The following is a 12,782-nucleotide window of genomic DNA, read 5'->3' on the forward strand; positions in this document are numbered from 1 at the left end:
CAAGCTATTTTTTTATTTTATGTAAGGTAACCTAACATATAAACTTGACATAAGTTTTGAAATGGGCGTATTCTAAATGGCAAGGAAACATCTGATGACTGATGTTATAGGAGTCATAGTAAGGACAATATGAGGTTGCAAGGAGCTTGCTGCTAGGGCAAGACTTCTTTGTGAAGACAGGAGACAGGATGGAAACTAGACTAAGCAGCCTTCCGTGGGTGCACACGAATTATTTAATGATCCGACTTTTACTGTTTGGAGCGGCCTTGTTTATTTTATCTTCTCTATATGTAACGGTGCCGTTGCTTCCGGTATTTGTGGATCAATTCCATATTGGGGCGGGCAAGGCGGCTTTGTCGGGAAGTGCATTTTCTTTGTTCTTCGCTACGGGGTGCCTGGTCTATGGACCCTTATCCAGCAGAGTAGGGCGCAAGCGCACGATGGTCATAGGTTTGGCCGTATTATCTGTTGCTACAGCCTGTGTTGGCTACGCAACCAGCTTTGAGCTGCTGGTGCTGCTTAGAGCCTTGCAGGGAGCGGCGGCGGCCACATTCTCGCCGGTGGCTCTGACGTATGCAGGGGAGACCTTCCCTCCGGAGCAGAGAGTAACGGCCATCGGCTTCATCAGCTCGGGATTTCTAATGGCCGGAATCTTTGGGCAGGTATGGGCCAGTTCATTGGCTTCGCTGGTCGGCTGGCCTTGGGTATTCAAAGGCTTAGCTGCATTGTATCTATTGGTGCTGCTGCTGTTGGCGTTATGGCTACCGTCTTCTCCGGTGCCGCCAGGCTTGGCACGGCAGGGACAAATGAAAGGGACTCCACGCTGGTATGTTGTGCTATTGCGGCGGAACCTGCTGCTGTGCTACGGCATTACTTTGACTATTTTGCTTAGCTTTGTGGGGATGTATAGTGTGCTGGGGTCACTTCTGAGTCAGGCTCCGTATTCGCTTGGTAATATGGATATCCTGGGGATTCGCGCGCTCGGGATGGTTGGGATGGTGTTGTCCTTCTATGCGGGCGGGATGTGCCGAAAATGGGGCAAGCTTCGGGTGCTTCGCGTTGGCCTAGTCGGTTCGCTGGGAGCTTTGGTCGTGATGTCCTTAGTGCATCATCTGGTGTTGTATGTGGCGATGAGCGTGGTGTTTGTTGCAGGAATTGCCGTGGTGGTGCCCGCGCTAATCTCTCTAATCGGGGAGCTTGGTAACGAGAATCGGGGCGTGGCGACCTCAGTCTATACCTTTGTGTTGTTTGCCGGGGCCAGCGTGGGTCCGATATTAGCGGCATCTCTGCTGGGAAGCGGGCAGACTGCACTGCCACTTTTGGTCTTCGCCGGTATTTTGCTGGTGGCCTTCGCTTGTTCGCTGTGGGTTCGAGTGTCAGAAGAGAGGGAGGAAGGACTCTCTCAAACGGTTAAATAGGGCCATCAATCCCAAAGGATACGCGGTGGTTCATTGCCATGCCGTAGAGTGAGCAGTAAGGTGGTCAATAAGCTAGAAGAATTGAGATGGACGCCTTCCTCGGAGCCGTCATCTAGTGGAATATCGGAGGCAATTGCTCTATGTCCGGCTCGTGCATCAGGGTAATGTGCAGGGTCTGCTGCTCGTCAATGGTAGCGAGAAAGATATCTGACATTTGCAGCTTGCGTTGCTGGAGTTGCTCCTGCACCCATTGCTCTTGGAGGCCGAGCCTGTTTAACAGCGGAGTGTTGAGCTCGCCCTCCTTAATTAGTGGATAAGACAACGGCTGGGCCGGTTGTTCCATAACACTCAGCTTGCCGCTGCCCTCCAGCACGGCTAGTTCTACGGTGCTTAGGTCAAACACCTGATTCTCTCTCAACATTTGCAGCAGGCTGTCTACGGAATATTGAGCTTTTTTCAGATTGGTATGTACGATTTTGCCTTGATGAACGACGACCAGTGGCTCAAAGGTAATGAGCTTGCCAAATCGACGAAATCGGATTGTGCCGTGGGCAAATAGCTTTTGCAGCAGGCCAATCATCAGCACCGCGAACATAATCGGGAGGTGCTTGACATCGGTCTCGGAAATATCGGCCCCAACTACAGAGCCCAGAGTCAGCACGATTAGGAAATCGAATACGGGCATCTCCCCGATCGATTTGCGGCCCATAAATAAAGTGACGGCGAGTAGGAACGGATAGATTGTGATGATACGTAGGGCTATTAAGCCAAGCGTAGGCAGAAGTTCCAAGTGAAGGGCTCCTTTCTGGTTCTTGCGAAAGCTTGCTGTTATTGTTGATTGAAAACGACAAATTTATCCGTATTTTCGTGGCTTATATGGTGCAGAGATCATCTGATCTGAGACGGTGAGAAGGGCGGCTAATGGTTGGTGCTGGGCCTTTGGCGAAGCGTTCTGTCCTTGCTTTTACAGCTTCGAATTGTTACAATAAATGTCTGATTAACTGCCTGATGCAGCTTCAGAAGGAGGATGGACATGGGTAAAAAAAATGATGGCAAGGTGCTCGCACAGAACAAAAAAGCTTCCCATGATTATTTCATCGAGGACACCTATGAAGCGGGCATGGTGCTGACCGGTACGGAGATTAAGTCGATTCGGAATGCCAGGGTGAACATTGGGGATGCGTTTGCGACCATTCGTAATGGGGAAATTCATATTCATAATATGCATATTAGCCCGTTTGAACAGGGGAACCGCAGCAATCCTACAGACCCAACACGGACGCGGAAGCTGTTGATGCATAAGGTGCAAATTAGCAAGCTGCTCGGCTTGTCCAAGCAAGACGGCTATTCTATTGTTCCGTTGAAGATCTACATTCGTAACGGGTACGCCAAGCTATTGCTGGGCCTGGGTAAAGGGAAAAAGCAATATGATAAGCGTGATACTGCTGCGAAAAGGGATGCTCAGCGTGATATCCAGCGTGCCTTGCGAGAGAAGCAGAAGGTGGCCAGGTAACGTTTGCTGAACCTTAATTATAAAAAGAAAAACCTCAGTTCGAACCGCGAGATGTTTCCATCCTTCGTGTTCGCTCTGAGGTTTATTTGTTGTATGTGTTATATGTGTGTGTTGCTTGAAGTTTACATTGAGGTTGGGGGATCTTTGCGTTCCTTCTCAATATCAAACTTGGACTTGAACCGATCCTCCTCGGTCGTTGGGCTAACATACTGAGCTTGCGCTGGCGTAGGAGCATCTGGAGCTGGGGAGAATGTCTCGGGAGCTGGGTCGTTATTTTTGTTCTTGCCCCGAAGTTTTCTGAATAGCCAAGCGAATGGAATGACGATAAAGAACCAGAACTTCTTAGCCACTACAGCTAGAATGGAAATCAAACCGGCTTTCTTGGCAGCAACCAGTCCGGCACCACCCAGAATCAATCCCGATAATCCCGAAGAGGATGATTTGTCGGTCGATGGGTCATAGTCTGTATAGGCTTGGCCTGATACCGGGGTCAACGAGGGCAGAATTTCTGCTTCAAGCACCTTGCGGTCGGCATCAAGATTGTCCGGATCGGACACAAGAATAACGGATATGTATCCCAAACGGGTGAGAATACGCGAATTATAATTAATGAACGGCTCTCCTTGGGAATCCTTGAGGAGCAGCGCCCATGTCAGGCTGCGCAGGTTCTCGTCATAGTGCGGAGGTGCAAACCATCCCTCGATGCTTAAATGGTGATCCTCCGGAAGCTGTTTGTTGGCTTCTTTCTGCCCGGCCTTGTAGCTTTTTAACAGGTCATCGGCATCGATATCTGTTTTGTCCTCGTCGGAGATATGTCCGGATTCCTCGTATTCGAAGTACACGACCCAATTCTGACTTTCGTCTGCGGGCTCGATGTAACCAATCTCGGTATACGTAGGGAGCTCCATAATGCCTTCGAGCATTGCGATGGTGTTGTCATCGTCCAGAAAGAAATAGTTCTCTGGCAGCGTGAGCTTAGCGATATCTCCCAATAATACTTCCTGACCTTGACCTTCTATCCAATCCAATTGCGGGCCAGCTTGTTCGGCATTTACGCTGGCTGGTATAGCCAGGGTGCCAAGGGCCAGCAAGAACGACATGAGCAGTATGCCGAGCTTGCTAAAAACGTTGTTTCTCTTCATAACTTCCCTCCACTGTCAATTTCCTATCTTTTTTATCATCGGAATATTTTTGCCAAGAATTGAGGGGGAGGGGAGATTATAAGGCTTTAGATTCAGGGCGGGGACCTGTGCTCGCTTTCACTAAAAGTGCGAGTTCAAAAAGTCGAATTTTCAGGACCGAGAAGGTTGGATGAAGCCAGGGACTGAGTAGCGGAGCGTAGACAGATCTACGTGAGCAACGGAAGGCCCGGCTGAATTCAAGATTCGATGTCGAATCTACTCCTCGAACTGCTTCGTTCTGGAAAGACGACTTTTTGAACAACCTCTAAAAGTGAAAAAACGAATTTCTGGCGGTAGAATGGAGAATGAATCGTCAGCTTGCTTTCGGAACGCTGAATTTGGTACAATAAAGTTCCTTGGTCTAGCGGATTTTCCAGCAACCCACAAGGTATTTGGGATGGGAAATGTGTTATACTAAGTTTGTTTCTAATGAAGACGATGGTTAGCATTCCGTGCTCAGCCGTCCATTCCAAATTCGGGGGCGTTTTTGGATTCGACGGGGGTAGATCGAGCGTGGGTTGCGGGTAGTGGGGACGCGTCCGCTTTATCAACGCTAAAGCCTATTAAATGGCAAACAACAAAACAACTACGCTTTCGCAGCTTAATAACCTGTGAGCGTGCTCCTCTCCTGCATCGCCCATGTGCCGGATGTAGGGGCTAACTTATAGTGGGATACGCTGTCACATCTCCGCCTGGGGTGTGCTGAAGAAGACAATCAGGCTGACCTGAAGAGAACCGTGTTGTAGGGGGTCCCCTCAGGTGACATCAAAACTACAACTACACCCGTAGAAGCCTATGTGGCGTTGCCTTCGGACAGGGGTTCGACTCCCCTCGCCTCCATTGCTAAAAACCCTGTACGTGATTTCGACATCAAAACGGTTAATATCCTTTGATGGCTGGATAACTACGCGGTCAACGTATTCCTGGAGAACTTGCTTCTTTTCGTCATCATCGGCGGACAGGAGCAAGTTTTTCTTTTCGTTGAGAACTTGTGAAATTAAAGAATCGTCCAAAGCGTTCACTTTTTGCATTATTTCGGCCCGTTGCAATTCGAACTCCAATACTTCCTTTCGTTGTTCGGCCTCTTTGATGTTTTCAATTACGCTTTTAATTCCACTCCCTAAGGCTTCGATCCAGTTCTTCAACTTTACATCCAGTTCCGATAGTTCTCGTTTTACAGGTTCAATATCATTGATTGCATTTTTTTTCTCTTGTTTGTACAATTTTTGTACCCGTTCTATTATTTCATCTATTCCTTCGGCGGAAAAACAATGTTCAATTAATTTCTGAATGGTGACGTTTTCTAAATCTTCCTTCCGAACACTCGTGTTACCGCATTTATTTTGACATTTATAATAAGTTAATACGTTTTTCTTGCTGCTCTTAGAGTTAGTGTAAGAATTACCGGAATACAAAGACCCGCAGTTACCGCAGTAAACCTTACCAGTCAGAAGATAGTTCACTGTCGCTTTCATCCTTCCTGGACTACGTTTTCTTATTTGCTTCTTGGCGTATACTCGATCCCATTGCTCTTTAGTAATTATAGCGGGTATATCATTCTCTCTAATAGTCTGTTTCTCGATGGGTTTTTTCTTGTTAGTATTCCTCTTCCCCTCTTCATCCTTAGGCGCCGAAACATCAAATACATAATCTCCGCGATACTTTCTATTCTCGGCCCAAGTTGCAAAACTGGTAGATGTGAACTCTCTACCTTTTCGGGTTCGATACCCCAATTTGTTGAGCTTTTCTGCAATAACTTCATTCGGGAGGTCATTGTCAATGCCGTCGAAGTAAATCTGCACAGCTTTATAGCGTTTGGGATCGATTACAATTTTACGGGTAACGGGGTCGATCATTAATCCGTAAGGAGGCAACCCGCCCGTATGAATGCCTTGTTCTGCATTCTCGAGCATTCCCTTTCTCACCTCGCGCGCGAGGTTCAGAGAGTAGTATTCGGCCATGCCTTCCAACACGGATTCAAGAACAACTGATTCCGGAGAATTATCCAGATGTTCGAGTACCGACTCAACTCGAACACCGTTCTTTTTTAAAATGCGTTTATAATGAGCTGAGTCATAGCGGTTACGGGCGAATCGATCCAATTTATGGACAATAACTACATCAAATAGCCTTTTTGATGAATCTTGAATCATTCTTTGAAAGTTGGGCCGCCGATCTGTCGTCGCCGTCTTTTCTTCATCTGGATATGTATCCACGAGAACGTAACCTTTTTGCTGACAGTATTGCTCAATCGCCCTCATTTGAGCGGTTATAGATTCTTCGCGCTGATTGTCGGAGCTATAACGCGGATAAGCAGCCGCGCGTATTAGTTTATTGGCACCGCCCATTGACATCATGCACTCCTTTTATTGACCTTATTTTGTCTTTTTTTTCATTCTTATAAATTCCTTAAACTGCTCAATTTCCTGCAATTCATCTTTTGTCCATTCATCATCATCTTTTTTCTCGGGCGAACCTTTAGATTCGTGGTTTGGATCGTTTGATTCCATGTTAGCAAAACGGCCATCGCAATTTTTACCAAATAATAAGTAGTCTGCCGAAACATTAAGTATAGTGGATAGTTGGCTTAGTTTATCACTAGGCGGAGCACTCTTGTCGCGTTCATAGCTCGAAAAATTAGCTTCTGTCATGCCTAATTTATTAGCCATTTGTGATTGAGTGAACCCTCTTTTGGTGCGGTATTCTTTAATTCTTGAACCTAAAGTTGACAAATAAAACCCTCCACAAATTAAATTTAATAAAAAAGCAGTTGCTCAAATTAAATTTGAGTGTTATTATGAGTACACGAGGAGGTGAAGATGGATGGGACAACCAAATAAAACACCAAGATATCGATTTAAAGAACTCAGGAAACAGAAAGGCACACAAAAGAAAGTGGCTCAAGAGCTGGGAATAACTGAAACTCATCTGCGCGAACTTGAAAGCGGCAGGTCTGTGCCGGGAACTAAGTTATTTTTAAAAATCGAATATTATCTCGAAGCGCCAAGCGAAGAAATATTCCCTGATCTACACAATCCCTCTTTTTACCTACACTCATAACTCAAATTAAATTTGAACTCAACAATAAGTAGTATATACCACAATTTATATTTTAGCAAGTTTGATTTGTGGTTTTGTTTAATTATGCCCTCATATCAAATTAAATTTAAGTTAAATTAGCGAGCGAGGTGAATGCTGTGAGCGCTCAGATTAGTGCAACCGTAAAAGAAGTGATGCATCCGGAGCCACAAAAACTAATTAATTTATGGTCAAAATTAGTTTTAAAAGAGATATTGCAGCGAGAACAAGGGGAACGGAGCTATCGGCCAGAGGAGGCGACCGGGAAATGAATCGATGGAAAGAAGGGCTTCAATGGATAGTTATAGCTCTATTGCTGGCCGGAGCAATTCTTAACATGAAGATTTCTCTAGAAAGAAAGGAAATTAATCATCGTTACGATCAAGCGGTCAAGCAATACGAATCAGAAGCAAATGAACTCATTCTTTTAAATGAAGACATCGGACGACTGGTGGATCATTTAAACACCCTGGGAGACGGTCCCAGAAAACCGCAGGATAAAGGAGGAAATACCCCATGAAACAATGGACAACCATCATGACATTTAAAGGATATGACATTCGAATCTTAGATGGAGCAGAAGCGGGCGACATCCAGGGATACATGATTGATCCACCGCTGGCTCCCTCCAAGACATATCCGACCATCGATGCTGCTGTAAAGGATATTGAGAAGTCGGAGCAGAAGCCCGAAATATCACCGGAGAAACTCGATTGGATGAAAGAGGTAGGCATCAAGGAGTTTGATAAACCTATGAAGTTCTATGCGCCGCGTAATCATCATCTATGTTCAGAGGAGTATATGGCAAATACCCCGCTTGAGAAGATCAAGGCAGGGTATGAGAGTACGTTGCCTGTTGAAGATGATTTGCTGAATAAAGTCCATGAAACAATTGGAATTCTTTTGGACTGGATTCAGAGTAAAGCAAATGCGGCTTCCATTGCTGATACAGCAGCGCTCCCGGAAGTAATCAAAGGAACAGCTGAACTGATCGAAGCAGCGAAGATTAATGTTCTTCTCTCAAAGCGGAATTAATAGTCTCATAGATTTTTAAATAAGCTTTAGCAATTTGTTCAGCAAGAGAATCATTTTTCTCCTGACCAATCGTTCCAACTTCTGCAATTAGTGAATGTGATATTGCAATAGTCAATTCGAGAGCTATCTCTTTATTGGTCTTTGACACGAGTCATCCTCCTTTCGTGATAATGAGGATCTGGACAATTCCATTATTCGACAGGAGGGAGGGAATTCCTACTTGAAAGGAGAGATTATGTTGTTACCAGATGAACTCAAGAAAGACCGATATTGGAGCGGGGCACTGCACATCTTCGCAAATCATTCTAAATTGAAGTTATACATCAATCAATTTATCGATTTTGAAGAATTGTCCCTTGATGTGGATGGATTCGAACGGATATCACGTTCCTGGAGTCCAGCAGATAAGTTCATGCTTCGTCTGGCATTACATTTATTCAATGGTCAAAGCGCTATAGACCTTTCGCTCATGGATCGGCTTGATAGTAACAATAAGAAGCTTGCGTTCAAAGCGATACAGTTAAGGTTTGCAGGATGATTACTCGGGGCAAGGATTGGATGTCGTTGACCAGGGAAGAGCGGGAGCAGGAATTGAAGGCCGCGAGGTTTCGCACACAAATGAAGTGGCTGCGGATCAATGTCTGCGGAGAAAGAAAACAATCCTCCGGTTAAGGCCCGGAAGATTGTAAGGAGCACTACAAAATTTTCACCATTATTATATCACAACCTATGATTTTACGTAAATGTGAAGCAGATTAAGCCTTACGGATGTCCGTTGGACACAGTTAGGACATATTAGCTACATCTGAATCATGTCCAGAATAGAGGGCGGTGAATCAAGAAAATGGCGTGGATAGAAAGCCATCAAGGAACGGATAGGCATCCAAAAACGCGTAAATTTTGCAGGAAATTGGGTGTGTCGGTGCCGACAGCGGTGGGTCACTTGCATATGTTTTGGTGGTGGGCGATGGAATTTGCTCAGGATGGAGATGTATCCAAATTTGAAGCAGAGGACATTGCCGATGCCATGGAATATGACGGTGATCCAGATGTGCTAATGGATGCTTTGATATATGCCGGATACATCGATCAAACCGCATCAGGACGCGTAATACACGATTGGTATGACTACGCGGGAAAGCTCATTGAGCGGAGGAAAAGCGATGCTTTGAGAAAGGCGAATTCCAGAAGAAAGCCAGCGGAGGTAGTGAGGGATTCCGAAGACGTTCCGAAAGATGTCCAGCGGACAGAGGACGGACACGACGCGGAGTCCATATGTAACCCTAACCCTAACCTAAACCATAACCAAGAAGATATAAAAGATTCTTGTCCCGAATCGCCTCCGGCTGATCAGGACGCATACCCTTCTCCTGCACTTCAATTTTCTGAACCTGGTAAAAAGCAAGGGAGGAAGAAGCCGGAATATGCACCAGATAGTCAGTATTACAAAATGGCGGTGTATTTCAAGGGCCGGGTTGATGCAATGGCTGCTGATGAAGGGCTTACTCATTTAACAGATCGGACAAACCTCCAGACCTGGGCAGATGATTTTCGAAAGCTCGTGGAGCTGGACAAGCAATCGGACACCGAACTTATCAAATCGGTTATGGATTGGGTCGTCAAGGATGGATTCTGGAAGAGCAACGTTTTGAGCGCGGAAGCATTTCGTAGGCAGTTCCCAAAGCTGGTCTTAGCCATGAAGAAGCCTGCTAGGAATACTTACGTACCGAAGAACCAGAAGCGGGAGATACCAATTGTGCCAAGTGATACCGAAGCGGAAGTTACCGAAGCGGAATTTGCAGAACTCGTAAGACAGGCGGAGGAACGGAAGAGGAGGAAGGGCCTGAGTGGACAACCTGTGGCTCAATAAGTATCAGGCAGAGAGGTCCGGGAAGCCGTGCCTGCTGCCCAGGCAGATACAGACGGATCATGGATGGGTGTGGGAGGGGAAATGGACCGGAGGACCTGAGCCCGTATGCGATATCTTGCTTACCTTTACCAGATGCCGAGTGCTTGGTTGCCCCGTTGGACCCAGGGAAGCTCCTGCCGCTTATCTCTACAAGCAATCTGAGCCAACGCAATTCAGGTATATCCCATTTTGGGCGAGATTCATTGAGCAGATCAACTTAAGTCAAGCAACCGAACTGGAGAAGGCCGTGTTAGCTCGTCGTCGAGGCGACGGAGTTAGGCCGATAGGGGGGCGGTGAAGCGATGGTTATTCATCCGAAGGCCTTAAGCATGATTGAGGGGGCGTTAGAACCCGTGATTCGTTCGGGCAGAGACATTAACAAACTTCGCTTGTATGTATTCCCGGATTCTCCACTAGCCGAACTATCAAGCATCCATACCAGGTTTGGGGATTTGAAGGTTAAGCAAGATGATTACAGTCGAAAAGGCATTGCTTATATCTTGGAGGACCCGGGACGGAAGGGGAGAGGATTTTATTGGGTATCGCGAGCGACAGGCTAATCATAACCGTCATTAGCAGATTCAATCTCTTTCGTCAGCCTCACAAAATAGGCGATGTGATAGAGGTGCAGGGAGAGCCGCTGCTAATTCTAGGCATTGAGAACTTTTTTATCCGCCACAATCGAATTGACGTGAATTACACGTGCCAGCGGCTGACCAGCCTGGATTACGTCAGCAAGGCTAAGGCTTATAAGCAAACGAGTGAAATCGAACTGGTGGTTAATTTACCACATGCCAAGTGGGATAAAGTAGACGGGATAAGACCCGGAACGATTCAATACGTCCAAGGCGAGTGTTATAAAATAACCGAATTTTCCGGATTGTCGCTGAAAGGGACTGACTTGCATATTGACCTTATTGCTAGGCCGATTTATCCAGTAGATCGCAAGGAAGCGCGGGCGAAGTTGTTTGACGAACGCCGGAAGAAGCTTCAGTTAGAAATTTTGTAAAGGGGATAAAAATATGAGTTATGAACCTGAACGGGAAATCAGAAGTATCCTGCACGACAAAACGGTAGTTGTATTTAACACCGGCGACAGAGTTATCTTCCAGGCTTCACGAACGGGAACGATGCCACTGACGGTAGACCCCGAAGAGATTGTCGACGATTTAATTATTACCCTTGAGCAGCGGGACATCGAGATAGCGTCCCTTCGCTCCGAATTGATAGAGTCTCGGGACACGGCGGCTCGTTACATCTGCCAGTATCAAGGAGAAGAGAATAGGTTTCAGCGGCAAAACGCGGAGTTAGGCAGGCTGCAGAAGCAGATCGAGGCCGCAAGCGGGGAAAAAGCAGACGAACCGACGGAGAAATATTGGATTGGCGCAGCCAGCCAAGAACGCGCCAAAGAAATAGCCCGTAATCACTCGTTGGAAAAGAATCAATGGAGCAGGGCTCACGCTGGAAAGCCTAACAGTCTGAAAGATGGGATCAGGGTATCAGATCGGAAATATCTCATTGGAGACTTTGCCGAGTGGGAACTTCGCATCCTCACGGCCCACTTAGGCGGTGAGAAGCAATGAGTAAATGGATTGGAAAGCCATCGCCCAAGAGCATGCATACGGGTGCCGGGTGGTTTGCAGAGCTTGACCGAGCTTACACCGACGGAGAATATGCTGTTATGTCTAGGGTGGTAGAGACGGAGTGGGGCCAAGTAGTCCACGCCTGCATACGAAACGCGGAAAATACGGATATACCGTGGGCAGAGAAACAGAGAATCAAGAATGAGCTACTTGGCGAAGAACGGATTGCCCTAGAGGTATTCCCGAAGAATTCGGAGTTAGTAGATCAAGCGAATATGTATCACCTGTGGGTGCTGCCCGCGGGAATGAAGTTGCCGTTCGGGATTTGATGCAGTAAAGACCCAAAAAAAATAATAGAAATGAGGAATTAACATGGACTTGAATTTAATGGTGAACAACACTTTATCAGCACTGAAAGATGAAGGTTATGTCGAAAATATTGTAAGAAAAAAATTAGAGAGAACAATTGATGAGGTTATCGAAGATACGCTAAGAAGTTACAGCGATTTCGGAAAAGCCTTGAAGCAGCAAGTCCAGGAACAAATGCAATTCAATTTAGATAGATTGGACATCCCTTCATACAATCAAGTGATTTTGAATGTCATAAAAGGCGAACTGGAAAGATCAGTTCATGAAGAAGGGGCGAAGCGAATTCAAGAAAGCATTCAGGAAGTGTTGGGAACGTCAAAAGAAGAGTATAAATTGTCCGAACTGATTGAAGAAATTGTTGAGCAAGACTGCGAACTGAACGAATTGGATTATGAAGACTACAAAGAAATCACCGTAATCATTGAAGACAAATACAGTTCTAAGTACGTCTACATTGACCCCGAGGAAGATAAATCATGGCATCGATGCAAATATCAAATCGTTCTTGATGAAGATGCAACTGTCCGCAGAGCAGAAATTGGTGACAAAAGCTTTGACAACAAAGTGATTATGGGCGGTTTGTATGGTGCGGATGCAACAATATTCAAAATGTGGACTCGTAAAGCCAAATTGATTATCGATGATTACGAAACGAGTTTCACCAATCCAGAGTATTCTTGATGCGCATTCGACCCA

General features: G+C 46.1%; 17 protein-coding genes, 1 other RNA gene and 1 pseudogene. 14 read left to right on the forward strand and 5 right to left on the reverse strand.

Going from position 1 to position 12,782, the window contains the following annotated elements; all coding sequences use genetic code 11:
* Nucleotides 1-188: 188 nt before the first annotated feature.
* Nucleotides 189-1,418 (forward strand): MFS transporter, encoded by a 1,230-nt coding sequence (locus BN3279_RS01040; protein WP_059048836.1) that lies wholly within the window; start codon nt 189-191, stop codon nt 1,416-1,418.
* A gap of 112 nt (nt 1,419-1,530) precedes the next feature.
* Here the strand turns inward: BN3279_RS01040 and BN3279_RS01045 are convergent, their stop codons facing one another.
* Nucleotides 1,531-2,208 (reverse strand): DUF421 domain-containing protein, encoded by a 678-nt coding sequence (locus tag BN3279_RS01045; RefSeq protein ID WP_059048837.1) that lies wholly within the window; start codon nt 2,206-2,208, stop codon nt 1,531-1,533.
* A gap of 243 nt (nt 2,209-2,451) precedes the next feature.
* Between BN3279_RS01045 and smpB the strand changes: the two genes are divergently transcribed.
* Nucleotides 2,452-2,931, forward strand: coding sequence for an SsrA-binding protein SmpB (gene smpB, locus BN3279_RS01050; RefSeq protein WP_059048838.1), 480 nt, complete (start codon nt 2,452-2,454; stop codon nt 2,929-2,931).
* Nucleotides 2,932-3,053: 122 nt separating this feature from the next.
* Here the strand turns inward: smpB and BN3279_RS01055 are convergent, their stop codons facing one another.
* Nucleotides 3,054-4,073 (reverse strand): DUF2167 domain-containing protein, encoded by a 1,020-nt coding sequence (locus BN3279_RS01055; protein WP_059048839.1) that lies wholly within the window; start codon nt 4,071-4,073, stop codon nt 3,054-3,056.
* Between the two features lie 516 nt (nt 4,074-4,589).
* Here BN3279_RS01055 and ssrA point away from each other — a divergent pair.
* Nucleotides 4,590-4,955: a transfer-messenger RNA gene (gene ssrA, locus BN3279_RS23270) on the forward strand.
* 449 nt (nt 4,956-5,404) lie between these two features.
* On the opposite strand, the pseudogene BN3279_RS24425 reads toward ssrA, so the two are convergent.
* Together BN3279_RS24425 and BN3279_RS01065 are read right to left on the reverse strand one after the other, a co-directional pair.
* Nucleotides 5,405-6,469 (reverse strand): annotated as a pseudogene (locus BN3279_RS24425) (recombinase family protein); the annotation flags it as partial.
* Nucleotides 6,470-6,487: 18 nt separating this feature from the next.
* Nucleotides 6,488-6,844 carry a helix-turn-helix domain-containing protein gene (locus tag BN3279_RS01065; RefSeq protein ID WP_157686425.1) on the reverse strand — a complete coding sequence of 119 codons (357 nt, stop codon included), beginning with the start codon at nt 6,842-6,844 and terminating at the stop codon, nt 6,488-6,490.
* A gap of 91 nt (nt 6,845-6,935) precedes the next feature.
* Between BN3279_RS01065 and BN3279_RS01070 the strand changes: the two genes are divergently transcribed.
* From BN3279_RS01070 to BN3279_RS01080, 3 genes are all read left to right on the forward strand, one after another.
* The gene (locus tag BN3279_RS01070; protein ID WP_059048840.1) at nt 6,936-7,172 is read left to right on the forward strand and encodes a helix-turn-helix transcriptional regulator; all 237 of its coding nucleotides are present in this window, start codon (nt 6,936-6,938) and stop codon (nt 7,170-7,172) included.
* 205 nt (nt 7,173-7,377) lie between these two features.
* Nucleotides 7,378-7,710 carry a hypothetical protein gene (locus BN3279_RS01075; RefSeq protein WP_187377711.1) on the forward strand — a complete coding sequence of 111 codons (333 nt, stop codon included), beginning with the start codon at nt 7,378-7,380 and terminating at the stop codon, nt 7,708-7,710.
* The gene (locus BN3279_RS01080) at nt 7,707-8,225 is read left to right on the forward strand and encodes a hypothetical protein (RefSeq protein WP_059048842.1); all 519 of its coding nucleotides are present in this window, start codon (nt 7,707-7,709) and stop codon (nt 8,223-8,225) included. The genes BN3279_RS01075 and BN3279_RS01080 overlap by 4 nt, the downstream gene beginning before the upstream one ends.
* Here the strand turns inward: BN3279_RS01080 and BN3279_RS23630 are convergent.
* Entirely contained in the window at nt 8,197-8,373 is a 177-nt protein-coding gene (locus BN3279_RS23630; protein ID WP_157686423.1) for a hypothetical protein, read from the reverse strand. The genes BN3279_RS01080 and BN3279_RS23630 overlap by 29 nt on opposite strands.
* Before the next feature lie 72 nt (nt 8,374-8,445).
* On the opposite strand from BN3279_RS23630, the gene BN3279_RS01085 reads away from it, so the two are divergent.
* The 8 genes from BN3279_RS01085 to BN3279_RS01120 all read left to right on the forward strand — a co-directional run bounded on the left by BN3279_RS01085 (nt 8,446) and on the right by BN3279_RS01120 (nt 12,767).
* Nucleotides 8,446-8,763 carry a hypothetical protein gene (locus BN3279_RS01085; protein WP_232436721.1) on the forward strand — a complete coding sequence of 106 codons (318 nt, stop codon included), beginning with the start codon at nt 8,446-8,448 and terminating at the stop codon, nt 8,761-8,763.
* Nucleotides 8,764-9,174: 411 nt separating this feature from the next.
* Complete coding sequence (locus tag BN3279_RS01090) at nt 9,175-10,095, forward strand: hypothetical protein (protein ID WP_059048843.1); 921 nt, start codon at nt 9,175-9,177, stop codon at nt 10,093-10,095.
* Entirely contained in the window at nt 10,073-10,432 is a 360-nt protein-coding gene (locus tag BN3279_RS01095; RefSeq protein WP_059048709.1) for a hypothetical protein, read from the forward strand. The genes BN3279_RS01090 and BN3279_RS01095 overlap by 23 nt, the downstream gene beginning before the upstream one ends.
* Nucleotides 10,433-10,436: 4 nt before the next feature.
* Entirely contained in the window at nt 10,437-10,694 is a 258-nt protein-coding gene (locus BN3279_RS01100; protein WP_059048708.1) for a hypothetical protein, read from the forward strand.
* Complete coding sequence (locus BN3279_RS01105; RefSeq protein WP_059048707.1) at nt 10,670-11,143, forward strand: hypothetical protein; 474 nt, start codon at nt 10,670-10,672, stop codon at nt 11,141-11,143. The genes BN3279_RS01100 and BN3279_RS01105 overlap by 25 nt, the downstream gene beginning before the upstream one ends.
* 13 nt (nt 11,144-11,156) lie before the next feature.
* On the forward strand, nt 11,157-11,717 hold the full coding sequence (locus tag BN3279_RS01110; protein WP_059048706.1) for a hypothetical protein: 561 nt from the start codon (nt 11,157-11,159) through the stop codon (nt 11,715-11,717).
* A complete protein-coding gene (locus BN3279_RS01115; RefSeq protein ID WP_059048705.1) occupies nt 11,714-12,046 on the forward strand; it encodes a DUF7694 domain-containing protein in 333 nt (110 codons plus the stop codon). The genes BN3279_RS01110 and BN3279_RS01115 overlap by 4 nt, the downstream gene beginning before the upstream one ends.
* A gap of 43 nt (nt 12,047-12,089) precedes the next feature.
* Nucleotides 12,090-12,767 (forward strand): hypothetical protein, encoded by a 678-nt coding sequence (locus BN3279_RS01120; RefSeq protein ID WP_059048704.1) that lies wholly within the window; start codon nt 12,090-12,092, stop codon nt 12,765-12,767.
* Nucleotides 12,768-12,782 lie beyond the last annotated feature (15 nt).

It is taken from the genome of Paenibacillus senegalimassiliensis, assembly GCF_001486585.1.
Lineage (GTDB): Bacteria > Bacillota > Bacilli > Paenibacillales > Paenibacillaceae > Fontibacillus > Fontibacillus senegalimassiliensis.